Here is a 22322-nt window from a genome sequence, read left to right on the forward strand (position 1 = left end):
TGGTCCCGGCGTGACGACCCCTGACGTGATGACCTCCGGGGCGGCGCCGGACCGCGTGGTGGCACCCGGTGCGCGGGCCGGGATGGCGGCCGTGCTGCTGGCGCTCGTGGTCATCGGCGCGATGCACCTCGTCGGCCCGTCCGCGCGCATCGACCCGGTGCGTCGCACGATCAGTGAGTACGCCGTGGTCGAGGGCGGCTGGCTGTTCGACGTCGCGGTCGTCGGGCTCGCGCTCGGGTCGGCGGGGGTGATCGCGGCGCTGGTCGCGGCCCGGTTGACCCCGGCCCGCTCGCTGTCGGTGGTCCTGCTCGGCGCCTGGTGCGTCGGGCTGCTGCTGGTCGTGGCGTTCGAGAAGACCAACTGGTCGATCGGCCCGAGCGTCTCGGGCTACATCCACCGCTACGCCAGCCTCGTCGCGTTCCTCGCGCTGCCGCTCGGGGCGCTGCTGCTCGCCCGCCGGCACCGTCGCGACCCGGCCGCGCGGCCCCACCTGCGCGGCGTGCGCCTCGGCTCCTGGTTGGCGCTCGCGTCGTTCCTGCCGATCGTGGGGGCCATCGGCCTTCGCGGCGTGACCGGCGTGCCGTGGTGGCGCGCGGTGCCGCTGGGCCTGCTCGAGCGCGGCCTCGCGCTGGCCGAGGTCCTCGTCGTCGCTCTGCTCGGCGCCTGGGCGCTGGCGCATGCGCGGCGCACCGCCGTCGAGGCCCCCGCCGTCGAGGCCCCCGCCGTCGAGCGCCCGACGGTCTAGCGTCCGGTCCCGTGGCGGACCCGCGCTTCGACCCCGTCCTCGACCGTGCCCGGCGCTTCGCCGACGACTGGCTCGCGTCGCTGCCCGACCGGCCCGTCGGCCGCCCGGTGGACGACGCGGACGACGGTGCCGCCCTGCGCGCGCGTCTCGGCGCGCTGCCCGAGGACGGCACGCCGGCCGACCGGGTGCTCGACGACCTCGCGGCCGCCCTCGAGCCCGGGCTGGTGGCGACGCCCGGGCCGCGCTACTTCGGGTTCGTCACCGGCGGGGCGTTGCCGGTCGCGCTCGGCGCCGACTGGATGGCCGCCGCCGCGGACCAGAACGTCGCCGCGCGCGTGATGTCGCCGGCCGCGACGGCGGTGGAGGAGGTCACCGGCGCCTGGGTCCTCGACCTGCTCGGGCTGCCGGGGGAGTGCGCGGTCGGGTTCACGACCGGCGCGCAGATGGCCAACGTCGTCGGCCTCGCGGCCGCCCGGCACGCCCTGCTCGCCGCGGTGGGCTGGGACGTCGGGACGGAGGGGCTGGCCGGGGCGCCGGTGCCGACGGTGGTGATCGGCGCGCACGCGCACTCGACGATCCTGCAGGCCCTGCGCCTGCTCGGGTTCGGGTCGGGGCGGGCGGTGCGCGTCCCCGCCGACGACCACGGACGGATGCGCGCCGACGTGCTGCGGGACCTGCTCGCGGCCATCGACGGCCCGGTGCTCGTGTGCGGGCAGGCCGGCCAGGTCGACACGGGTGCCTGCGACCCGCTCGACGCGGTCGCCGACGTCGTCGCCACCCGGGAGCACGCGTGGTTGCACGTCGACGGCGCCTTCGGGCTCTGGGCCGCGGCGTCCCCGGCCCACCGGCACCTCGTCGCCGGGGCGGAGCGTGCCGACTCGTGGACGGTCGACGCGCACAAGTGGCTCAATGTCCCGTACGACTGCGGCATGGCGATCGTCCGCGACCGGGCGGCGCTGACGGCCGCGATGAGCACCTCGGCCGCCTACCTCCCGCTGGCCGGCGCCGACCCCTCGAGCCGGGTGCCGGAGAGCTCGCGGCGCGCCCGCGCGCTCCCGGTGCACGCGGCACTGCGCCACCTCGGGCGCGCGGGTGTCGCCGAGCTGGTCGAGCGCTGCTGCACGCTCGCGCGGCAGGCCGCCGAGGAGCTCGCCGGCGACCCGGACCTGGAGGTCCTCAACGACGTCGTGCTCAACCAGGTCCTGGTCCGGCCCCGCGACGGCGACGCCCGCGAGCTCGCCGCCGCGATCGCCCGCGACGGCACCTGCTGGGTCGGCACCACGGTGTGGCAGGACCGGCCGGCGCTGCGGTTCTCGGTGTCGAACTGGTCGACGACACCCGCGGACATCAGCCGATCGGTCGCGGCGATCAGGGCGGCGGCGCGCGATCAGGCAGGCACGCGCGCGGAGTAGAACGCCAGCGTCCCGAGCGTCCAGCGCCGGCGCTCGACCACCGCGGCGTCGACGAGGCCGGCCTCGCCCATCAGCGCCAGGACCTCGTCGGCACCGGTGAGGTGCCGGCGCGGCTCGTCACCGTCGTCGTGCCCGTGCCCGTGCCCGTGTCCGTGACCGTGTCCCTGGTCGCCCCGGCCCCGCGCCGTCCACCGCATCCCGGCGTTCACGAGCCGCGCCAGCGGACCCCGCGAGAGCTCGCCCTCCATGTCGACGAGGTGCAGCGACCCGCCCGGGCGCAGCACCCGGCGGGCCTCGCGGAGCGCGCCGCGCTGCTGGTCGGGCGGCAGGTGGTGGAACATCAGTGACGAGAGCACGCGGTCGACGTGGGCGTCGGGCAGCGGGAGGTCGTCGGCGTAGGCGTGCTCGAGGCGCACCCGGTCCGGCAGCTTCCCGCGCGCCCGGTCGAGGGCGGCCGTGTCGGGGTCGATCCCGATCAGCTCGACGTCCGGGTGGCGCCGGGCCACGGCGACCAGGACGTTGCCGGTGCCGCAGCCGATCTCCAGGACCCGCCCGCCGGCCGGCGGGGCCGCCTGCGCGACGAGCCGGGCGTGGGCGGGGCCGGCACCGAGCAGGCGGCTCGTCAGGTCGTACCAGGGCAGGAACGATTCCCGGGCCATCGCGGGCAGGAAGGCTCGCGGTCCCGGGGTGGCGGGCTCCGGCTCGGACATGCTGGGATCTCCTCGTGGGACGCGATTCGGTGTCGTCGTCCACGCTCCCCGGGGGCCCACCAGGCGACAAGGGACGGGGGTCGGGCGCGATGGGACGATCCTCGGACGCCGAGGGCGTCCTGGTCGTCGACTACCCCCGCTCGCCGGACGGCCTCGACGTCACGGTGCGCCACAGCCGCGGCGTCTCGCACGTCGCCGACCTCCCGCCCGCCGGGACCCCGATCGCCGCCCCGCACGCGCACGACTTCCTCGTGCTCCTGCTCGTCGAGGCCGGCGCCGGTGCGCTGCGGGTGGACGACCGCGACGTCCCGCTCGCCGCGGGCGACGTCGCGGTGCTCGCCCCCGGCGCGGTCGTCGCCCCGCACGCCGGGCACCTCGCCGCGGACACCGACCTGTGGATGGTCTGGTTCCCGGCCGACGTGGTCGACCCGGCGACCACCGGCTCGCTGGTCTCGTGGCGCTCGCACCCGCTGCTCGCGCCGCTGGTCGGCCACGGACGGGTCGGCTGGCAGCGCTTCACGCTCCCCGACGAGGAGCGGGCGCGGTGGGTCGAGCACGTGCGCGCCCTCGACGTCGAGCTCCGCGAGCGCCGGGAGGGCGCCGGCGCGGCGGTCCGGGCGTACCTGACGCTGCTGCTCGTGGGGCTCACGCGGCTCGACGCCGTCGTCACCGACGAGCTCCGCGACCGTGACGAGCCCCTGCTCGCGGCGGTGTTCGACGTCGTCGAGCACCGGTTCCGGGAGCCCCTGTCGTTGCGTGACGTCGCCGACGCGGTCGGGCTGACGCCGGGTCACGTGACGACCGTGGTGCGCCGGCGCACCGGCCGCACGGTCCAGCAGTGGATCACCGAGCGGCGCCTGCGCGAGGCCCGGCGGCTGCTCGCCGGCACCGACCTCACCGTGACCGCCGTCGCCGCCCGGGTGGGGTTCCGCGACGCCGGCTACTTCGTGCGTCGCTTCCGTGCCGAGCACGGCGTCCCACCCGGGCGGTGGCGCGGGGCCTGAGGGTCATCGGAGCTCCTCGGCGGAGGTCGCGACGGTCTCCAGCCAGGCGTGCCAGCGAGGCCGCTCGCGGTCGGCGACGGCGGCGGCGTCGATCCCCGGCCCGTCGAAGAAGGTCAGGTGCACCGACGCGTGGGCGTCCCGGCCCGCCGCGACGAGGCCCGCGAGACCCGGTGCCGGCGTCTCGAGCAGCAGGACGGCGGCCTGGTGCCACCGGCCGGGGGAGAGGCGCTCGACCGTGCCCGCCAGCGCCGGCGTGCCGTGGAGCGCGATCCGGTCGCCGACCCGGGCCTCCGGCAGGCCGGTGCCCCCGATCAGGCGTGACCACGCGTCCGGCGCCGGGCCGCCGAGCGGTGTGCCGGCCTGGACCGTCGCGGGCCGGCGGCCGGGGAAGTGCGCGAGGTAGAGGCGCAGGGTCTCCAGCGCGACCCCCATGCCCTCGCGCAGGGCGTCGATCTCGTCGTCCCAGTCGTCGCCCGCGCCGAAGCCGCTCATCACCATCCGCACGGCGCAGGTGCCCTCGTCGCGGGTGCTGACCAGCCACTCGGTGGCGAGCGTCGTGCTCCCGGTGCCGATCGACCAGGTGGTCTCCGTGGCGAAGCGCTCCGGGGCGTCGTAGGCGGTGACCGTGCCCTGCGGGGCGCCGTGGGCCGCCTCCTCGGACCCGCCCATGTCGAAGCCGAACGCACCGCCGACGTGCTCGTCGACGCGGGTGGGGTGCAGCCAGGAGCTGATGCCGGGCCCGGTCGCGATGGCGTCCCAGACCTGCTCGGGCGTGCCCGGGACCGTGACCTCGAGGTCGACGGTGCGGGGGTCGTGCTCGGTCATGACGGGTCCTCCGGGGAGTCGGGGGCGGGGTCGGGTGTCGGCGCGGGCACCGGGTGCGCGCCGACGACGAGGCGGTGGGGGCGCCCGCCCGGGCTGTGGTGGCGGGCGACGAGGTCGCGGACCGCGGCGCCGAGCTCGTCGGCGAACGCGGCCCGGTCGGCGGGCGAGGCGAACGCGATCTCGGTGTCGATCGCGAGGGTGGCCAGGCGCTTGTCCGTGGCGTCGGCGCGGCGGGCGAGGTCGCCGACCTCGCGCACCAGCCGCCCGCCGAGGGCCAGCAGGTAGCGGGCGGAGAGCCGGTCCGAGACGCGTCCGGGGTCGCTCCCGGCCTCGCCGAGTGCGGCGGGGGAGACGAGGTAGGAGGCGGCGGAGGCCTCGACCAGCCGCTCGGTCAGCCCGCGCTTCGCGCGCTGCCCGACCTCGCGGACCAGGCCGTGCGCCTCGAGCGTGCGCAAGTGGTAGTTGACCTTCTGTCGGGTGAGGCCGACCCGTCCGGCCAGCGTGGAGGCCGATCCGGGCTCGGCGAGCGCGGCCAGCAGGCGCGCGCGCAACGGGTCGAGGGCCGCCGCGGCGGCGGCCGGTTCGTCGATCACGTCCACGTCGAGCACGGCACCCACGACAACATTGACAAGAATATTTGTCAATAGCTGCCGTTAGCGTGTCGGCCGTGGCACGAGCAGCACGCCGGCACGACGTGGACGCCGGGGGACCGGCGGAGGTGAACGAGGCCAAGGCGGCCGTCCGGGAGCGGGTCTGGGACGCGCTGCGCGACGGGAAGCTCGCGCGGTTCCCGGGCGCGCACGGGCGCATCCCGAACGTCAGCGGAGCCGAGGCGGCGGCCGAGCGCCTGCGCGGCACCGAGGTCTGGCGGCGGGCGCGGACGCTGAAGTGCAACCCGGACGCCGCGCAGTGGCCGGTGCGCCAGCGCGCGCTCGAGGACGGGAAGACCGTCTACATGGCCGTCCCGCGCCTCGCCGAGGAGGCGCCGTTCTTCCTGCTCGACCCCGAGCACCTCGCCGACACCCCGCGGAAGGCGTCGTCGATCAAGGGGGCGTCGCGGTCGGGGCGCACGGTGGCCGTCGAGGACCTCGAGCCGGTCGACCTCGTCGTCACCGGGTGCGTGGCCGTCGACGAGCAGGGCGCGCGGCTGGGCAAGGGCGGCGGGTTCTCCGACCTCGAGTTCGCGGTCGCCAGCGAGGCCGGGCTCGTCGCGCCGGACACGCCCGTCGTCACGACCGTGCACGAGCAGCAGATCGTCCCGGTCGGCGACATCCCCGTCACCGACCACGACGTGCGCCTCGACCTCATCGTGACCGCTGAGCGCGTCGTCACCTGCACCCGCGAGGCCCGCCACCCCGGGCGGATCGACTGGGACGCGCTGACCGAGGAGAAGATCGCGGCCATCCCGCTGCTCGGGCGGCTGCGACCGACGTCCTGACGGAGCTCTCCACGTCGATCTCTCGAAGGTGTCGTGGGCGTGATCCTCACGCCGGCCCGGGCGCCCGGCGTCCCACCACCCGGGCCAGCAGGGGCGCCACGAGCAGCATCAGCAGCACGCGCAGCACCTGCACCGCGACGACCGAGGTGACGTCGACGCCTGACGAGATGGCGGTCGCGAGCACGGCGTAGATGCCGCCGGGGGTGGTCGCGAGGTAGCCCTCGAGCAGCGTCATGCCGGTGACCCACGACAGCAGGAGCCCCAGGCCCGCGCAGACGACGATCACCGCGAGGATGAGCGCCGTGGCGAGGGGGAGGACCCGCAGCACGGTGACCAGCGCCGCGCGGGTGAACCGCAGGCCCGCCTGCCACCCGATCACCGCGTAGGCGAGGTCGACGACCAGGCTCGGCACGCTCGCGGCGCCGACCAGCCCCGCGAGGCTCAGGCCCGCCGCCACCACCATCGGGCCGAGCAGCGACCCGGCCGGGACGTGCAGCAGGCGGGCGAGGGGCACGCCGACGACGCTGCACCCGACCAGGACGGCGATCCCGAGCCACCACGGCGCCGCCGGCTCGGCGGTGGGTGCGGGGCCTGCGCCGTCGACGTGCGCGGCGCCGTAGCCCACGACCGCGACCACCGGCATCGCCGCCGTCACCAGCCCGACCCGCAGGTACTGCACCACGGACACCACGCGTTCGTCCCCGCCCAGATCCCGGCTGATCGCGACGAGCCCGGACGCGCCGCCGGCGGTCTGGGCGAGCACCCCGGTCAGCGGCGACACCCCGCGCTGCAGGCCCATGAGCAGCCCCGCGGCCATGCTCGCGAGCAGGGTGCCGACGCTGATGAGCAGGACCGGCAGCCAGTCGGCGGCCACGGCGCCCAGCGTCTCGGGGCGCGCGAGCAGGCCGATGACGACGCCGATGACGGCCTGCGCGGCCGACGTGGCGCGGGGTGCGACGGCCCGGGGCCCGAGGCCGGCGAGCGCGACGACCGTCGCCACGAGGAGCCCGGCGAACAGCGCCGCGGAGGGGACCGCCAGCACGGTGAGCGCGACGGTGGCGACGGCGGTGAGAACGCCGAGCAGGGCCCACCGGCCCGCCGCGCCGGGCCACCGCGTGCTCCGCTCCGCCACCGCGGGCGAGCCTAGGCTCCGGCGACCTCCCGCGCCCCGCCGCCGACCGGCGTCACTCCGCGATCCGCAGCACGGCGAGCCGGGACTCGTCGAGGCAGCTCACGCGGGCGGTCGTGTTCTCCGGGGGCACCACCACGACGCTCGTCGGCGACGAGCAGACCGGCACGGTGCCCGACACCGTCGACGTCGTCGTGTCGATCACCGACACCGTCCCGTCCTGCACGTTCGCGGTGTAGACGTGGCGCCCGTCGCCCGCGTAGGACACGTACTGCGGGCCGCGGCCCACCGGCACGGTGACCGCGAGGCGGTCGGTGGCGGTGTCGATGAACGACACCCCGTTGCCGTCGTAGTTCGCGACGGCGACGCGGGTGCCGTCGGGGGAGACCGCGAGCGCGTGGGGGCTCCGGCCGACGGGCACGGTCGTGCGGGTGGCGCCGGTGGTCTGGTCGAGGACCGTGACCAGGTCCGACTCGTGGTTGGCGACGTACGCGCGGCCGCCGCCGAACGCGATCCAGTGCGGGTTGGGCGCGACATCGATGCGCCGGGTGATGGTGAGCGAGGTGGTGTCGAGGACGTCGATGGTCGCGTCGTCGTGGCTGGGGACCCAGACGCTGCGCTGGTCGGGGGCGACCGCGAGGGCGTAGGGCCGCCGGTCGACGGGCACGACGGCGACGATGCCGCCCGAGGCGGTGTCGATCACCGACACCACGTTCACCGCGTCGTCGTCGGTGTAGGCGCTGACGTAGGCCCGGGCGCCGTCGGCGGAGAACGCGATGAACCGCGGCGGGGCGGCGGGCACCGGGATGGTGCGCCGCGTGGTGCCGGTGAGGAGGTCGACGACCGTGATCACGCGCGGCTCGCGGTTGGCGACGTACGCGATCCGCCCGCCGGGTGCGACCGCGAGCGAGCCGGGTGTGGGCGGGGTCGGCACGGACCCGGTGACCGTCGCCGTGGGGGCGCTGACCGCGGCGCCGGCGGAGGCCACCGGCGGCGGCGCGTCGGGCTCGCGCAGGGCCACGAGCAGCACCGCGACGACCGCGAGCACGATCACCACGCAGCCGGCGACCACGAGCAGGGCCTGCCGGCCGGGGCGTCGGGACGGCGCCGAGCCCGCGCCGTCGGACGCCGGGGGCTCGGCCGGTGGGGTCGGTGGGGTCGCCGGGGGAGCGGCGGGTGTGCCCCGGTCCTCGGGTCCCGTGGCCGGGCGGCCGCCGGTGGGCCCGGTGTGCACGGCGGCGGTCGGTGCCGCGCCGACCGCTCCCGACACCGCCCCCGGGCCGGCAGCGGCGGGCAGGGGCCCGGACGGGGTGGGCCCGGACGGCCGGGAACCGGGCGGCGGAGGTCCAGACGGCCCGGGTCCGGACGGCCGGGAACCGGACGGTGCGGGACCGGAGGGACGAGCCCCGGCGGGCGGGGGGCGGTCGTCCGTCCCCGGATCGGAGGGACGCGTGCCGTGGGGGACCGGCGTCGTGAGGTGCTCGCCGGCGAGTACGCGGGTCCGTCCGCCACCGCCGCTCCCGAGGGCGCGGCGGGCGGCCTCGCCGAACGCGCCGGCCGTGGGGTAGCGGTCGTCGGGGTCCTTGGCCATCGCGGTGACGACGACCTCGTCGAGCGCCGGGGGGACGTCGGGGACGAGGTCGCCGGGCCGCGGCGGCTCGCCGTGGACGTGGGCGTACATCAGCGCCGGCGCCTCGGCGGCCTCGAACGGTGGGCGTCCGGTCAGGCACTGGAAGAGCAGGCACCCGAGGGCGTAGACGTCGACCCGCCGGTCCACGGGCCCGTTGACGAACCGCTCGGGCGCCATGTAGTCGATCGTCCCGACCGTCGAGCCGGTCATCGTCAGACCGAACTTCGTCTGCCCGACGGCGTGCGCGATGCCGAAGTCCATGACGTAGACGAAGTCGCGCGCGGTGACGAGGACGTTGGACGGCTTGACGTCGCGGTGGATCAGCCCGTCGCCGTGCGCGGCGTCGAGACCCTCGGCGGCCTGCGCGACGAGGTGGACCGCGCGGGCGGCCGGCAGGGGGCCCTCGTCGCGCAGCAGCGTCGCGATGGTCGTCCCGCCGTCGACGAGGCGCATGTCGATGTAGAGGCGGGCGTCGATCTCGCCGAAGTCGTGGATCGGGATGATGTGCGGGTCGCGCAGGCGGGCGGCGATCCGGGACTCGCGACGGAAGCGCTCCTGGAACTCGGCGCTGCCGCTGAACAGCGCGGGGAGCAGCTTGAGGGCGACGACGCGGTCGTGCTGCGTGTCCATGGCCTGGTAGACGTCGCCCATGCCGCCGGAGCCGATGAGGCCCTCGAGGCGGTACCGGCCGAACCGGTCGCCGTCCGCCGGGCCGTCCGGACCGGCGGCGTCCACGGGGCCGCCCGGGCCGCCGTCGTCGCGGCCGTTGCCGCCACGGTCCTCGCTGTCCACGCCGCCCCCCGGTGGCCCCGCGGGAGCCCGGGACCGTCGCGGTCGGCATCGTAGGTCAGTCCAGGTCACGGAGGGGAGAGATCGACGATCGGCCGTCCCCGGTTCCCTCCTGACGAGATGACATAATGTCGATTATCGGATCGATACCGACCTGCAGGAGCCCGGGCACCGCGTGTCACGCCGTCGAGGACGTGGCGACGGCACGGCCTCGGCGGGCCGTTGGGCCATGTCGGTGACCGAGATCCGTTCGCCGTCGCGTGTCGACCGGTGACGGAGGCTCGTCCGTGGCCGGACGTTGAATCGGGCACGATCGATCGGCCGCCCGGCGGACAGTCCGTCCGCCGACCGCGCGCCTCCTTCCCACTGCCCACCTGATCGAGCACGGTGGGGTCACGGCCGGGTCGCGTCACGGGACACCTGTCTCCGCTGCGTGACGGTCGATCACTTTCAGTGGAAGGTCCGGGCCCACGGTCCGGGCGTGCTCGGGGGGAACCGTGGTTGCACCAGGACACCGGTGGGGGCGCCGGTGACCGAGGAATCCGACGAGATCGACCGGCTGGTCGCGGCCGTCGTGGCCGGCGACCGGGCCGCGCTCAACCAGCTGCTCGCGATCCTGCGGCCCCTGGTCGTGCGCTACTGCCGCTCGCGGCTGGGCACCGACCGCGCCGGTGTGGCCGCGGACGACGTCGCGCAGGAGGTGTGCCTGGCGGTCCTCAAGGCGTTGCCGACCTACACCGACCAGGGCAAGCCGTTCCTCGCGTTCGTCTACGGCATCGCGGCGCACAAGGTCGTCGACGCCCACCGCCACGCCGGCCGCGACCGCTCCGACCCCACCGACGAGGTACCCGAGGGCTTCACCGAGGCCGTCGGTCCCGAGCAGCACGCCCTCGAGGCGTCGGCCAGCGCGGAGATGCGCGTCCTGCTCGCCCAGCTGCCGGCCAAGCAGCGCGAGATCCTCGTGCTGCGCGTCGTCGTCGGGCTCTCGGCCGAGGAGACGGCGGTCGCGGTCGGGTCGACGCCGGGCGCGGTCCGCGTCGCCCAGCACCGCGCGGTGGCCAAGCTGCGGGGTGTCCTCGGGGCGCCCGACGAGGAGCGCGGGCCCGACGACACCCCGCCGCGCGGTGTGCTCAGTACGCGGGGCGCAGCGGGAACCCGGAGCGCGCGCCGGGGCCGAGCTTGACCCCCAGCACCTGGTGGAGCTGGATGTTGTTGAGGTCGAACCCCACCTGGCACGCGGGCATGTAGAGCCGCCACACGCGGGCGCGCCCCTCCCCGGCCTCCTCGACGCAGGCGTCCCAGTGCGCCTCGAGGTTCGCCGACCAGCCCGCGAGCGTCCTCGCGTAGTGCTCGCGGAGGTTCTCCTCGTGACGGATCTCGAAGCCCGCGCCGTTCATCTGCGAGATCAGCCAGCCGATCGGCAGGAGCTCGCCGTCGGGGAAGACGTAGCGGTCGATGAACGGGTCGGCGTGGGCGCGGTGGTGCGCGTCGGGCCGGGTGATGCAGTGGTTGAGCAGCCGCCCGCCCGGGCGCAGCTTGCCGTAGAGGAACTTGAAGTAGCCCGGGATGTTGCGCCGCCCGATGTGCTCGGTGAGCCCGATCGAGCTGACCGCGTCGAAGCCGGTCTCGGTGACGTCGCGGTAGTCGCCGTGACGGATCTCGACGAGGTCCCCGAGCCCGCGGCGCGCGACCTCCTTCTGCGCCCACGTGGCCTGGTCGCGCGACAGCGTCACGCCCAGCGCCTGCACCCCGTGCCTCTCGGCGGCGTGCATCGACATCTGGCCCCAGCCGCAGCCGACGTCGAGCAGCCGCATCCCGGGCTCGAGGCGCAGCTTCTCGGCCACCAGCGCGTGCTTGGTGTCCTGGGCCTCCTCCAGCGTCGCGGTCTCCGACGGGTAGACCGCGCACGTGTAGGTCATCGAGGGCCCGAGGACCATCTCGTAGAACCGGTTCGAGACGTCGTAGTGGTGCTCGATGGCCTCGGAGTCGCGGTCCTTGGAGTGCCGGCGCCCGTGCTGGCGGTGCTCCTCGGGCGGCGGGGCGACGCGGTGGCGCAGCCGCAGCGGGGCCAGGCGCGCGGCCATGCGCATGAGCGTCGAGGGCGGCACGTCGGACACCGTCAGCTCGCTCATCGCGCTGAGGGCCTCGTAGATGTCGCCGTCCACGTCGAGGTGCCCGGAGACGAACGCCCGCGCGAGGCCCAGGCTGTTCGGCGAGCCGGCGAGGTAGGCGAGGGCCGTCTCGCTGCGCACGTCGACGGTGGCGACGGGGTCGGCGCCGCCCGGCGTCGACGTGCTCCCGTCGTAGGCACGGATGGCGACAGGGGCCTGCTCCCCCAGCACCGGTCGGAACATCTCGGCGACCTGCACGGCGATCCTCCTCAGCCCGTCACGGTCTTGGTGTAGAGGTCCGGGAGACGGCCGTCCGGGTCGTACCGAGCCTTGAGGTCCCGGTAGGTCGTCCCCCCGTAGAGCGCGTCGAACTCGTCCGGGGTGTAGCTGGCGGTCGAGTACAGCGACTTGTGGCCGTCCAGCCCCATGAGCACCTGCTCGATGCGCCGGTTGTGGTGGTCCGGCGCCTGGCCCTCGGCGAGCGGGGCGTCGGACCAGAACCCGATGTTGACGTAGGTCGTGTCGGGGTCGAGCGGGTAGAGCGGCCAGCTGCGCCGGTCACGCTGGCGCAGCGGGCACAACCAGATCGGGCTGATCCCGATCTCGTCGTGGAAGAACGCGAGGAACTCCGCCAGCCGGTCCACCGGCACCTCGACGTCCTGGATGACCGGTTCGACGCCGGCCACGCCACCGCGGCGCGCCAGGGCCTGGGACAGGCCCGTGCGCCGGTCGAGCGCGACGATCCGGCGGTAGACGTCCGAGCGCCGGTACCGCGCGGGCCAGAGCCGGCGCACCACCGGGTGCTGCACGCCGAGCGCCCGCGAGCACCAGAACCAGTCGGTGTCCCAGCGCCACAGGTAGTCGTGGATGGTCAGGAAGTCGACTGCGACTCCTGAATTCCTGGGCAGCTCCTGGATGGACCGGTAGTAGATCTGCTGGCCGGTGTAGTCCGAGAGGTACGGCGCGGTGTCGACCATCTCGCCGACGGTCATGTAGTGCTCGTCGGCGGAGAAGACGACGCCGTCGCAGAAGTCGACCCGCTGCCCCTCCCAGGTCCGTGACGCGGAGACCTCGGCGAGCGCCTGCGCGACCTCCTCGGCGGTGCCGAACCGGACGTGGCGCAGCCGCACGAACGGCCGGACCGGCGCGAGCTCGATCGTCAGGCGCAGCGCGTAGCCGAGCGTCCCGTAGGAGTTGGGCAGTCCCGAGAGGAGGTCGGGGTGGTCCCCGGACGCGGAGCCTGCGGAGCCGGCCGCTGGTGCTCGCGTCGAGAGGATGTCGCCGGTGCCGGTGAGCACGTCGGCGTCGAGGACCGACTCGTGGGGCAGGCCGTTGCGGAACGACGACGACTCGATCCCGAGCCCGACCACCGCTCCCCCGAGCGTGATCGTCTTGAGCTGCGGTACGACCAGCGGCATCAGCCCGTACGGCAGGGTCGCCGCGACGAGGTGCTCGTAGGTGGTCATGCCCGCGACGTCGGCGGTGCGCGCCTCGGGGTCGACCGCGAGGACGCGGTCGAGGCCCTCGACGGTCAGCCCGCCCGCTCCCCCGCGGAAGCGGAAGAGGTTCGAGGTCTTCTTGCGCAGCCGTACCGGGGCGTCCGCGGGCAGCGCCGCGAGACCCGCCCGCACCGCGTCCACCGCGCGGCGGTGGGCGGTCTCGGCGTCCGTCACCGTCGTCATGAGCCGACCGTCATCTGGGTGCTCCCTCCCGGATCCCGAGGGAGCGTATGCCCGCTGTGAGGCCCGGAGCACCGATGTTCCGATGTTCCGTGTGCCACCCGAGCGGACGCTCGACGCACCGTGTCCGCTGTGCCACGCGGCGTGTCCGGCGGGGTGGGGAGTCCTACCCGGCCGGGGACGCTCCCGTGACCGCCGCCAGCACCCGGGGCAGCGCCTCGTCGGCGAGGGCCGCCATCTCGGGGTCGGTGCGGTCCTGGATCGGGTGGGCGACGTAGACCGCGGGCACCGACGCGAAGCCCAGCGCGCGGGCCTGGGCGTCGGTGGCCGTCACGAACTCGCTGGACGCGACGAACGTGGCGGTGACGCCGTCGGCCTCGAGGGCGGCGAGGTCGTGCACACTGCACGACGTGCACGAGCCTCAATCGGCGAGGGCCTCGATCACGACGTCGCACTGCGCGGTGATCTCCGCGCGCAGGTCCGTGGGCATCGGCTTGGTGAAGGTCGGCTTGGCGTAGCGGCGGACCGTCGCGCCGCGCTCGGTGAGCAGATCCGCGAGCCGGTCGAGGAAGACGTCGCCGCGCGGCTTGGCGATGTCGAGCAGCCCGACCGTGCGCCCGGCGAGGTCGTCGGGGCGCGGCCCGACCGTGCGCGCGGCGGGGCGGGACTCGTCGGTCGGGTCGAGCACGACGGTGACAGGGCTGACCATCAGGCCTCCTCGATGACGCGCGTGACCGGGCTGCTGCCGCCGGGCCCGCCGACCCAGCCGCCGAGCACGGCGGAGAACTTGCCCGCTCCCCCGCCGGCGACGGCGACCAGCAGCCCGTCGGGGCGGAACTTCGGGCGCGGCCGGGTGGGCTCGGGCACGCCCTCCTCGATGCCGTCGGCGCCGCGGGCGAGCTCCTCGGGCGGGAGCAGGAGCAGCTCGGCGAGCGCGGCGGTGAACCGCGCCCGGTCCCACCCGGCCTCGGCGAACACCGCGACGTGCTCGGGGCTCAGCACGAGCATCGCGTCGAAGCCCGGCGCGAGCTTCGGGTGCCCGACCCCGCGCAGCGCGACCGCGAGCGAGCGGGCCAGCGACTCCGGGGTCCGCGAGATCTGGTCGACGACGCCGCGGGGTCCCTCGGTCGCGAACACCGTGACCGCCGACGTCCCGGCCGGCACCCCGCGCCCGACCGACAGGGGCTCCCAGGGCGAGCTCTCCTCGTCCTCGGCGAAGCACAGGCCGACCTTGCCGGGCTGGCCGAGCGTCGCCCGGTCGACCTCGCCGGGCCGCCCGCCGCCGACGTTGCGGATCACCAGCTGCACCGCGCGCCCGATCGTCGAGTTCGCCCGCGTGCCCTGGCCCAGCGCGTTCCCGCCGCTGTTCACCCCGATCCGGCGGGCGACCGGCCCGTGGACCAGCACCGCCGGCGCCGCGCCCCACGTGGTGGCGAGCAGGCCGTGGGCGTTGAACTCCTCGGCGCACACGGCCTCGACCGCCGCGAGCACCACCGGCAGGTACTCGGGCCGGCAGCCGGCGAGGACGGCGTTGATCGCGACCTTCTCGACGGTCGCGGGCACGAGGTTCGGCGGCACGACGGCGACGACCTCGTCGGGCGCGCGGGTCGTGCCGGCCAGCATCCGCAGGACGCGGGGCGGGGTCGGCGCGACGACCGGGAGCCCGTCGGTCCAGCCGCGGTCGTAGAGGGCCTCGGCCTCGTCCTCGAGCCCGGCGAGCTCGACGCGGCGGGCGGTGAGCTCGTGGCCGCGGGCGCGCACGAGCATCGCGTCGGCGACCGCCGGGTCGTGGGTGCGCGAGCCGCAGCCGGGCTTCCAGTCGGGCAGGTCCGCGCCGAGGTCGGCGACGCCCGAGAGCTCCCGCCACGTCGCCCGGTCCCACCCCTCGGCCCGCGCGGTCTCGCGCCCGCCCTCGCGGCGCAGCAGGGTCGGCACGACGTCGATGCCCAGCGCGACGCTGGCGTCGAGGGCGGTGTCGTCGCGGACCTCGACGCCGGGCGGGAACGCGGGGTCGTCCTGGCTGTAGACGGTCGCGCCGCGGTCCACGAGCTCGCCGAGCACCGGCGCCACGAGCTGACACGTCGGGCAGTCCTGCTTGACGACGACCACGAGGCCGTCCGCCGGGGGCTCCACCCCGGTCGACGCCGCCGTGGTCGCCGTGGTGGTCACGGGCCGCACGCTACCGCGGTCCGTGCCCGGACATCTGCTCGTCGAGCGACCGGCCTGGTCGACGAGCCGTGCGACCCTGAGGTTGCGCGCGGCCCGCCCTCCGTGCACCATCCATATGGATGGCTTCGGGAGGGTGTCGTGGTCGCTGAACCGGAGCGGACCGAGAAGATCACGGTCAACCTCGGCCCGGTCGACCTCGGCCGGATCGACCTGCTCGTGCAGGAGGGGTTCTTCACCACCCGCACCGACTTCATCCGCACCGCCGTCCGCAATCAGCTCGCCACCAGCGAGCGCGCGATCGAGCAGACCGTCGCGCGCCGGACCCTCGTCCTCGGCACCCAGCACTTCACCCGGCGCGACCTCGAGGCCCTGCGCGACGCGGGCGAGCAGGTGCACGTCCGGGTGCTGGGGCTGGCCACCGTCGCCGACGACGTCCCGCCCGACCTGGCCCTGGCGACCATCGCCTCGGTCGAGGTGCTCGGGGCGTTCCGGGCCAGCCGCGCGGTGAAGGCCGCGCTGGCGTCCCGGATCGTCTGAGCCGCTCCGTACGCTCCACCACCACCGACCCCCGGAGGTCGCCGTGTCCCGTGCCCGCAGGATGTTGACCGAGGCGATCCGCACGGCCGCCAGCACCGCCGCCGGCGCGGCGGCCACCCAGGGAGGCTGGTCCGACGCGACCCGGCTCGTGCGCGAGGGCCGGCTCATGGACGCGACCGCCCGCATCCAGGAACGCCTCGGCACCGGCCTGCCGGGCATGTCGGGCATGTCCTCACCGATGTCCGCCCCGATGGCCTCGCCCCTGTCCGGGATGCCGACGCCGAGCTCCGGCGGCACCGGCTCCGACCGCGCCGCGGGCACCGTGACGCGCGGCGCCGCGTCGGCCGGCGGCGACCGCCGCGCCTACCGGCTCTTCGTCCCACCGGGCCTGCCGTCCGGGGCGCCGCTGGTGGTCATGCTGCACGGCGGCACGCAGGACGCCGACGGGTTCGCCGCCTGCACGGGGATGGACGAGGCGGCCGCGCGCGCGGGTGTCGCGGTCGTCTACCCCGAGCAGTCCCGGCAGGCCAACGCGATGGGCTACTGGAACTGGTTCCGCCCCGGCGACCAGACCCGCGACGGCGGCGAGCCGGCGATCATCGCCGCGATCACCCGCGCCGTCACCGACGAGCTGCACACCGACACCGCGCGCGTCGCCGTCGCCGGGTTCTCCGCCGGCGCGGCGATGGCGGCGGTCATGGCCGCCACCCACCCGGACGTGTTCTGCGGCGCCGGCGTGCACTCCGGGCTCCCCCACCGCGCCGCCCGCGACGTCGGCTCGGCGTTCGCGGCCATGTCGTCGCCCCCGGCGGACGTCGCCGACGCGGGGCCGGTGCCGCTGGTGGTCGTGCACGGCGACGGCGACCGGACCGTGGCGCCCGGCAACGCCGACGCCGTCGTGCGCTCGGCCCTGGGCCGGGCCGGTCGGGTCGAGCGGGACCGCACGAGCGGGCAGGTCGACGGCGGCCGGCGCTGGACGCGCGAGCGCTGCACCGAGCCCGGCGGGCGGGTGCTCGCGGAGTCGTGGACCGTGCACGGGCTCGGCCACGCGTGGTCGGGCGGGAGGCCGGGCGTCGCGTACGCCGACCCGTCGGGCCCCGACGCCGCCACGGCGATGCTCGGGTTCTTCGGCTTCACCGCCGACGGGGGCGTCGTGTAGACCACGACCCGTGCCCGACCTCTCCGAGTACAACGCCAAGCGGGACCCGGCGCGCACGCCGGAGCCGTTCGGGCAGGTCGGCGGGCCTGCGGGACGCAGCGGAGCGGAGCTGACGTCGTCGGACCGGCCCGCCGGCGACCGCTTCGTCGTCCAGGAGCACCACGCCCGCCGGCTGCACTACGACGTGCGCTTCGAGCGGGACGGCGTGCTCGTGTGCTGGGCGGTGCCGCGGGGCCTGCCGGACAAGCCCGGCGCGCCGCGGCTCGCCGTGCACACCGAGGACCACCCGCTGGAGTACCTCGAGTTCCACGGCGAGATCCCGGCCGGCGAGTACGGCGGCGGGTCGATGACGATCTGGGACTCCGGGCGCTACGAGACCGAGAAGTGGTCCGACAGCGAGGTCGCGGTGACCCTGCACGGCGAGCGGGTGTCCGGGCGCTTCGTGTTCTTCAAGCCCGACCGCGACGGCAGGAACGATCACGAGGAGAAGGACTGGCTCGTCCAGCGCCGGAAGACGGACACGGCGGCCCCGCCGCGGGACGCCTCCGCCCAGTCGCCGCGCGTGACCGTCGGAGGCCGCAGCCTGCGGCTGTCGAACCTCGACAAGGAGCTCTACCCCGACGTCCCCAAGGCGTCGGTGGTCGACTACTACGCCCGCGTCGCCGACACCCTGCTCCCCCACCTCGCCGGACGTCCCCTGACCCTGCGCCGCTTCCCGGACGGCATCTCGGCGCCGTCGTTCTACGAGAAGAACGCCGGGGCCAAGGCCCCCGAGTGGCTGCGCAGCGTCACCGTGCCCACCCCGGGCAGCAGCCGCGGCTCGGCGACGGCGAACTTCGTGGTCGTCGAGGAGCTCGCGACGCTCGTCTACCTGGCGAACCTCGCCGTCCTCGAGCTGCACGTGCCGCAGTGGCGCGTCGACGAGGACGACCGGGTGCAGCCGCCCGACGAGCTCGTCTTCGACCTCGACCCCGGCGAGGGCACCACGGTGGTCGACTGCGCGCGGATCGCGGAGCGGGTGCGGGAGGTGCTCGCCGCCGACGGCCTCGCGCCCTGCCCGAAGACGAGCGGCAGCAAGGGCATGCAGGTCAGCGCCGCGGTGCGCGTCGACGACCCGGGCCGCACGTCGACCTACGCGAAGGCCGTCGCCGAGCTCCTCGCCCGCGAGACCCCGCGGCGGGTCACCTCGATCATGGCCAAGGACCGCCGCCGCGGGAAGATCTTCGTCGACTGGAGCCAGAACAACACCGCGAAGACCACGGTCGCGCCGTACTCGCTGCGCGCGCGGGCGGCGAACGGCGCGCCGACCGTCTCGACGCCGTTGACCTGGGACGAGGTGGAGGCCGCCCGCGAGGTCCGGGAGCTGACGTTCTCGCCGGCCGACGTGCTGGCCCGGGTCGAGGCCCACGGGGACCTGTACGCCGCCGCGCTGGGCGAGGGCGTCACCCGCCCCGAGCTGCCCGAGGCGCCGTCGGCCGGGTAGCGGTCAGCGCAGCAGGGAGTTGCCGACGCCGCCGACGGCGCGCCCGGCGCCGTTCACCACGCCCCCGACGGCGTCACCGACGCCGCCGACGAGTCCACCGCCCCGCGAGCCACCGGATCCGCCGGATCCACCGGAGGAACCACCCGAGGACCCACCGGACGAGCCACCCGACGAGCCACCCGACGAGCCCGAGCCGCCGTCGCGACCGCCGCCGGACGAGCCGCCCCCGTCCTCGCCGCCCTCGCCCTCGTCGTCGTCGCGGGGGGTCGGGGTCTCCTCGTCCTCGTCGGTGGTGGTCGTCGAGGTGGGTCGGCGGGTGCTGGTGGTCTCGTCGTCCTCACGCAGCGCGCGGGGGGCGAGGGTGACGGTGCGCGGCGGCTGGGCGACGGCGACGGTCGGGTCGGCCAGCGGCGGGAGCACCGCCGCGTCGGAGCCGGTGGCCGGGGCGTCGGCGGGGCTGCGCGGCACGGTGCGCGTGCCGGGCGGGGCCTGACCCTCCAGGTCACCCGGCGCGACCACCGGGAAGGTGCCGACGCGCGGGAGGGCGGTGTTCTCGCCGCTGTCGGCGAGCGTCGAGATCGCGACGGGGACGACCGCGGCCGCGGCGGCGACGGAGGCCGCCGCGAGACCCCAGCCGCGGAGACGGTGCGTCCCGGCCGCGCCGGCACCCGCGACCGCGCCGCGGCGCCGCCGGTGGCGCCCCGACGGCACGGGCGCGGAGGGCGTCAGGTCGGCGGGCGCCTCCTCGAGACCACGGCGCGCCCAGGCGGGCAGCTCGTCGGGGACGGAGCCCGACGACCACCACGAGGGCTCACCCCCCGACCGCTTCGACATCCTGCGCTCCCCCTCAGCCCAGTGTGATCGCCAAGACTACGGCACGTACACACGCGCCCCCAAGGTGGCCCGGCCTCTCCCCGAAACGTGGGAACGATCACGGCGATCTGCAGCAGTCATCGTGGCACGGATGGTCGGGCCGCGCGGCGCCGTGCCGGACCGTGCCGGACCGTGCGCCAGGGTCGCCGCACCCAGCGCCGCGTCCCGCGACCGGGCACACTCGGGCCCCGTGACCCGGTCGACCCACCCGTTCCTGGCCGGTCCCGTCCCCCGCGCGTTCGCGCACCGCGGTTGGCACATCGGCGACCTCGACGGTCTGGAGAACTCGCTCGCCGCCTTCCGGCGCGCGTCCCTCGAGGGCTACACGCACCTCGAGACCGACGTCCACGCCACCGCCGACGGCGTCCTCGTCGTCCACCACGACGCGACCCTGCGTCGGGTCGCCGGCCACCCCGGGGTCCTGCGCAGCATGCCGTGGGCCGACCTCGCCGACGTCCGCCTGCGCGGGCGCGAACCGCTCCCACGCCTCGAGGAGGTCCTCGAGGCGCTGCCCGACACGCGGTTCAACGTCGACCTCAAGGCCCCCGGCACCCTCGAGCCGATGCTGCGGCTGCTCGAGCGCGACGACGTCGCCGAGCGCGTGGCCGTGGCCAGCATGGACGAGCGGCGGCTGGACGCCGTGCGCGCGCGGTACGGCGACCGCGTCGTCACGGGGATCGCGTCGCGGTCGGCACTGCGCCTGCGGGCGCTGGCCGTGTCCCCGGTACGCGGGCCGCTGCGGCGGGCGCTGCGCGTGCGGGGCGACCTCGCGCAGCTGCCGGTGCGGTTCGGGGTGATGACGGTGATCGACCGGGCCATGATCGCCACGGCGCACGAGCTCGGCGTCGAGGTCCACGCCTGGACCGTCGACCGCACCTCCGAGATGCACCGCCTGCTCGACCTCGGCGTCGACGGCATCATGACCGACCGCCCCGACCTGCTGCGCGACGTCCTCGTCACCCGCGGGACGTGGACGGCGCCCGCCGACGGGACGGGGTGAGGCAGGTCGGGCACAACCGGGGCCGTGTGGGCGTTGTGACGTACGGGTATTCGCCCCGTGTGCAGCCGGATCGGTGAGACCGGTCACGGAGGGGATGAACACCGGCGGTCGCGGGAACGAACAGCGACGGTCCGGCGTTGACCACCCCGTGCCCGGCGGCCGTGCGTCTCGGGCGCACACGCAGTCGAGGAAAGGACACCATCATGGCCGACCGCGTCCTCCGTGGCAGCCGTCTCGGGGCCGTCAGCTACGAGACCGACCGCGACCACGACCTCGCCCCCCGCCGTTCCTTCGCCTACCGCTGCCCCAAGGGCCACGACTTCGAGGTGCCGTTCTCGGACGACGCCGAGGCGCCGGTGACCTGGGAGTGCCGTCTGCACGGCGACGAGGGCAAGCGCATCGACGGCACCGAGCCCGAGCAGAAGAAGGCCAAGCCGCCGCGCACCCACTGGGACATGCTGCTCGAGCGCCGCTCGGTCCCCGAGCTGGAGGAGCTGCTCGACGAGCGCCTCGGTCTGCTCAAGGAGCGCCGCTCCGAGAGCGCCTGAGCGCGCACGAGGTACGCGACGAGGACCGCCCCGGCCACCCGGCCGCGGCGGTCCTTTCGTGTGCGCGAGGGTGTCATCCACGTGCCGTCGCGCCGGCCGACCGGGGATCCGGGATCGGGCCCAGCAGCTCGACCCCGTGCCGGGCGGCGAGGGCCAGGACGTCGGCCATCGCCGGCGGGCCGTCGGCGGCCAGCGCGGCTCCGGCGCGGGCGAAGCCCTCCATGACGGCGCCGGGCGCGTGCACGCCGAAGGCCACGGCGTCGGTGTCGGACTCGTTGCGGATGGTGTGCGGTGTGCCGCCGGGCAGCGGGACGACGTCGCCCGGCCCGGCGACGACGCGCCGCACCCGGGTCCACCCGCCGTCCGCGAGCAGCTCGCCGGTGTAGAAGGTGAGCTCGCCGCGGCGGACGCAGTAGACCTCGCTGGGCTCGTGGCGGTGCATGACCGGTGGTCCGCCGCCCGGGGGCATGCGGAGCTCGACGGCGAACAGGTCGCCGCCGGACTCGGCGGTGCTCATGAGCACCACGAGCTCGTCGGTGCCCAGCCGGAGACAGTCGCAGGTGGCATAGTCGACAGGTAGCTTGTCCATCTGCCGATTCAGACAGGAGCCCTGTCGAATGTCAAGGCCTCGGCCCCGCACCGCCGGCCGGGAGCGGCCCACCAACCTGGCCGTGCTGATGCGGGAGGCGTTCATCGCGCTCAACGACCTCGTCCTCACCCGGCTCGCGGAGCGCGGGCACGGTGATGTGCGGGCGGCGCACGGCGCGGTGTTCCAGTACCTCGACGAGACGGGGACGACGGTCAGCGAGCTCGCCGACCGCGCCCAGATCACCAAGCAGGCCATGGCCGAGCTCGTGATCCACCTCGAGTCCCGCGGCTACCTGGTCCGCGAGCCCGACCCGCGCGATCGCCGGGCGAAGCTCGTCCGACCCACCGACCGCGGGCGCGAGGTCGTCGCCATCGCCCAGGACCTCGTCCCCGACCTCGAGGAGCGGATCGCCGCGGCCCTCGGCGCGGAGCGGGTCGAGGCCCTCCGCGAGGACCTCGAGACGGTCCGCCGGATCGCCCGGTCGTGAGGCCC

At 75.6% G+C, this 22322-nt stretch carries 22 protein-coding genes; 11 read left to right on the forward strand and 11 right to left on the reverse strand.

What is annotated here, in order from left to right; all coding sequences use genetic code 11:
• Positions 1-10 precede the first annotated feature (10 nt).
• Both PGB27_RS03960 and PGB27_RS03965 read left to right on the forward strand, forming a co-directional pair.
• Positions 11-745, forward strand: coding sequence for a DUF998 domain-containing protein (locus PGB27_RS03960; RefSeq protein ID WP_274199053.1), 735 nt, complete (start codon positions 11-13; stop codon positions 743-745).
• An 11-nt stretch (positions 746-756) separates the two neighbouring features.
• Complete coding sequence (locus tag PGB27_RS03965) at positions 757-2157, forward strand: pyridoxal phosphate-dependent decarboxylase family protein (protein ID WP_274199054.1); 1401 nt, start codon at positions 757-759, stop codon at positions 2155-2157.
• Here the strand turns inward: PGB27_RS03965 and PGB27_RS03970 are convergent.
• Positions 2133-2867 carry a class I SAM-dependent methyltransferase gene (locus tag PGB27_RS03970; RefSeq protein WP_274199055.1) on the reverse strand — a complete coding sequence of 245 codons (735 nt, stop codon included), beginning with the start codon at positions 2865-2867 and terminating at the stop codon, positions 2133-2135. The two genes, PGB27_RS03965 and PGB27_RS03970, sit on opposite strands and share 25 nt — an antisense overlap.
• Before the next feature lie 89 nt (positions 2868-2956).
• On the opposite strand from PGB27_RS03970, the gene PGB27_RS03975 reads away from it, so the two are divergent.
• On the forward strand, positions 2957-3871 hold the full coding sequence (locus PGB27_RS03975) for an AraC family transcriptional regulator (RefSeq protein ID WP_274199056.1): 915 nt from the start codon (positions 2957-2959) through the stop codon (positions 3869-3871).
• A gap of 3 nt (positions 3872-3874) precedes the next feature.
• Here the strand turns inward: PGB27_RS03975 and PGB27_RS03980 are convergent, their stop codons facing one another.
• Together PGB27_RS03980 and PGB27_RS03985 are read right to left on the reverse strand one after the other, a co-directional pair.
• Positions 3875-4696, reverse strand: a complete 822-nt coding sequence (locus PGB27_RS03980) for an SRPBCC family protein (protein WP_274199057.1) — start codon at positions 4694-4696, stop codon at positions 3875-3877.
• A complete protein-coding gene (locus tag PGB27_RS03985; RefSeq protein WP_274199058.1) occupies positions 4693-5304 on the reverse strand; it encodes an ArsR/SmtB family transcription factor in 612 nt (203 codons plus the stop codon). The genes PGB27_RS03980 and PGB27_RS03985 overlap by 4 nt, the downstream gene beginning before the upstream one ends.
• Before the next feature lie 59 nt (positions 5305-5363).
• Here PGB27_RS03985 and PGB27_RS03990 point away from each other — a divergent pair, with 59 nt between their 5' ends.
• The gene (locus tag PGB27_RS03990; protein ID WP_274199059.1) at positions 5364-6134 is read left to right on the forward strand and encodes a 5-formyltetrahydrofolate cyclo-ligase; all 771 of its coding nucleotides are present in this window, start codon (positions 5364-5366) and stop codon (positions 6132-6134) included.
• A gap of 46 nt (positions 6135-6180) precedes the next feature.
• Here PGB27_RS03990 and PGB27_RS03995 read toward each other — a convergent pair whose 3' ends face one another.
• Positions 6181-7266, reverse strand: coding sequence for an AbrB family transcriptional regulator (locus PGB27_RS03995; RefSeq protein ID WP_274199060.1), 1086 nt, complete (start codon positions 7264-7266; stop codon positions 6181-6183).
• Positions 7267-7318: 52 nt separating this feature from the next.
• Positions 7319-9685, reverse strand: coding sequence for a protein kinase domain-containing protein (locus tag PGB27_RS04000; RefSeq protein WP_274199061.1), 2367 nt, complete (start codon positions 9683-9685; stop codon positions 7319-7321).
• A 526-nt stretch (positions 9686-10211) separates the two neighbouring features.
• Here PGB27_RS04000 and PGB27_RS04005 point away from each other — a divergent pair.
• Positions 10212-10865: a sigma-70 family RNA polymerase sigma factor gene (locus PGB27_RS04005; protein WP_274199062.1), complete on the forward strand. Its 654-nt coding sequence runs from the start codon at positions 10212-10214 to the stop codon at positions 10863-10865.
• On the opposite strand, the gene PGB27_RS04010 is transcribed toward PGB27_RS04005, so the two are convergent.
• The 4 genes from PGB27_RS04010 to PGB27_RS04030 all read right to left on the reverse strand — a co-directional run bounded on the left by PGB27_RS04010 (position 10813) and on the right by PGB27_RS04030 (position 15641).
• Entirely contained in the window at positions 10813-12051 is a 1239-nt protein-coding gene (locus tag PGB27_RS04010; RefSeq protein WP_408630006.1) for a class I SAM-dependent methyltransferase, read from the reverse strand. The genes PGB27_RS04005 and PGB27_RS04010 overlap by 53 nt on opposite strands.
• A gap of 11 nt (positions 12052-12062) precedes the next feature.
• Complete coding sequence (locus PGB27_RS04015) at positions 12063-13475, reverse strand: FAD-binding oxidoreductase (protein ID WP_274199063.1); 1413 nt, start codon at positions 13473-13475, stop codon at positions 12063-12065.
• A gap of 163 nt (positions 13476-13638) precedes the next feature.
• A complete protein-coding gene (locus tag PGB27_RS29350; RefSeq protein ID WP_332843747.1) occupies positions 13639-14181 on the reverse strand; it encodes a UGSC family (seleno)protein in 543 nt (180 codons plus the stop codon).
• The gene (locus tag PGB27_RS04030; protein WP_274199066.1) at positions 14181-15641 is read right to left on the reverse strand and encodes a thioredoxin domain-containing protein; all 1461 of its coding nucleotides are present in this window, start codon (positions 15639-15641) and stop codon (positions 14181-14183) included. The genes PGB27_RS29350 and PGB27_RS04030 overlap by 1 nt, the downstream gene beginning before the upstream one ends.
• A 138-nt stretch (positions 15642-15779) precedes the next feature.
• On the opposite strand from PGB27_RS04030, the gene PGB27_RS04035 reads away from it, so the two are divergent.
• The 3 genes from PGB27_RS04035 to ligD all read left to right on the forward strand — a co-directional run bounded on the left by PGB27_RS04035 (position 15780) and on the right by ligD (position 18820).
• Positions 15780-16178: a CopG family transcriptional regulator gene (locus PGB27_RS04035; RefSeq protein WP_274199067.1), complete on the forward strand. Its 399-nt coding sequence runs from the start codon at positions 15780-15782 to the stop codon at positions 16176-16178.
• 61 nt (positions 16179-16239) lie between these two features.
• Complete coding sequence (locus PGB27_RS04040; protein WP_274199068.1) at positions 16240-17337, forward strand: extracellular catalytic domain type 1 short-chain-length polyhydroxyalkanoate depolymerase; 1098 nt, start codon at positions 16240-16242, stop codon at positions 17335-17337.
• 10 nt (positions 17338-17347) lie between these two features.
• Positions 17348-18820: a non-homologous end-joining DNA ligase gene (gene ligD, locus PGB27_RS04045; RefSeq protein WP_274199069.1), complete on the forward strand. Its 1473-nt coding sequence runs from the start codon at positions 17348-17350 to the stop codon at positions 18818-18820.
• Positions 18821-18823: 3 nt separating this feature from the next.
• Here the strand turns inward: ligD and PGB27_RS04050 are convergent, their stop codons facing one another.
• Positions 18824-19654 carry a hypothetical protein gene (locus PGB27_RS04050; protein ID WP_274199070.1) on the reverse strand — a complete coding sequence of 277 codons (831 nt, stop codon included), beginning with the start codon at positions 19652-19654 and terminating at the stop codon, positions 18824-18826.
• A gap of 229 nt (positions 19655-19883) precedes the next feature.
• On the opposite strand from PGB27_RS04050, the gene PGB27_RS04055 reads away from it, so the two are divergent.
• Together PGB27_RS04055 and PGB27_RS04060 are read left to right on the forward strand one after the other, a co-directional pair.
• Positions 19884-20693 (forward strand): glycerophosphodiester phosphodiesterase family protein, encoded by an 810-nt coding sequence (locus tag PGB27_RS04055; protein ID WP_274199071.1) that lies wholly within the window; start codon positions 19884-19886, stop codon positions 20691-20693.
• Between the two features lie 203 nt (positions 20694-20896).
• Positions 20897-21241, forward strand: coding sequence for an RNA polymerase-binding protein RbpA (locus PGB27_RS04060; protein ID WP_133828683.1), 345 nt, complete (start codon positions 20897-20899; stop codon positions 21239-21241).
• Positions 21242-21314: 73 nt separating this feature from the next.
• Here the strand turns inward: PGB27_RS04060 and PGB27_RS04065 are convergent, their stop codons facing one another.
• Positions 21315-21830 carry a cupin domain-containing protein gene (locus tag PGB27_RS04065; protein WP_274199072.1) on the reverse strand — a complete coding sequence of 172 codons (516 nt, stop codon included), beginning with the start codon at positions 21828-21830 and terminating at the stop codon, positions 21315-21317.
• Between the two features lie 28 nt (positions 21831-21858).
• Here PGB27_RS04065 and PGB27_RS04070 point away from each other — a divergent pair, with 28 nt between their 5' ends.
• Positions 21859-22317, forward strand: a complete 459-nt coding sequence (locus PGB27_RS04070) for a MarR family winged helix-turn-helix transcriptional regulator (RefSeq protein ID WP_274199073.1) — start codon at positions 21859-21861, stop codon at positions 22315-22317.
• The last annotated feature ends 5 nt before the right edge of the window (positions 22318-22322 follow it).

Source organism: Actinomycetospora lemnae (assembly GCF_028737315.1).
Taxonomy (GTDB): Bacteria; Actinomycetota; Actinomycetes; order Mycobacteriales; family Pseudonocardiaceae; genus Actinomycetospora; species Actinomycetospora lemnae.

What these genes read in the sequence shown, in the direction of transcription:
- PGB27_RS03970 (WP_274199055.1), bottom strand. Translation starts at nt 2,867, where the DNA reads ATGTCCGAGCCGGAGCCCGCCACCCCGGGACCGCGAGCCTTCCTGCCC.
- PGB27_RS03975 (WP_274199056.1), top strand. Translation starts at nt 2,957, where the DNA reads ATGGGACGATCCTCGGACGCCGAGGGCGTCCTGGTCGTCGACTACCCC.
- PGB27_RS03980 (WP_274199057.1), bottom strand. Translation starts at nt 4,696, where the DNA reads ATGACCGAGCACGACCCCCGCACCGTCGACCTCGAGGTCACGGTCCCG.
- PGB27_RS04015 (WP_274199063.1), bottom strand. Translation starts at nt 13,475, where the DNA reads ATGACGACGGTGACGGACGCCGAGACCGCCCACCGCCGCGCGGTGGAC.
- PGB27_RS04040 (WP_274199068.1), top strand. Translation starts at nt 16,240, where the DNA reads ATGTTGACCGAGGCGATCCGCACGGCCGCCAGCACCGCCGCCGGCGCG.
- PGB27_RS04050 (WP_274199070.1), bottom strand. Translation starts at nt 19,654, where the DNA reads ATGTCGAAGCGGTCGGGGGGTGAGCCCTCGTGGTGGTCGTCGGGCTCC.
- PGB27_RS04060 (WP_133828683.1), top strand. Translation starts at nt 20,897, where the DNA reads ATGGCCGACCGCGTCCTCCGTGGCAGCCGTCTCGGGGCCGTCAGCTAC.
- PGB27_RS04065 (WP_274199072.1), bottom strand. Translation starts at nt 21,830, where the DNA reads ATGGACAAGCTACCTGTCGACTATGCCACCTGCGACTGTCTCCGGCTG.
- PGB27_RS04070 (WP_274199073.1), top strand. Translation starts at nt 21,859, where the DNA reads ATGTCAAGGCCTCGGCCCCGCACCGCCGGCCGGGAGCGGCCCACCAAC.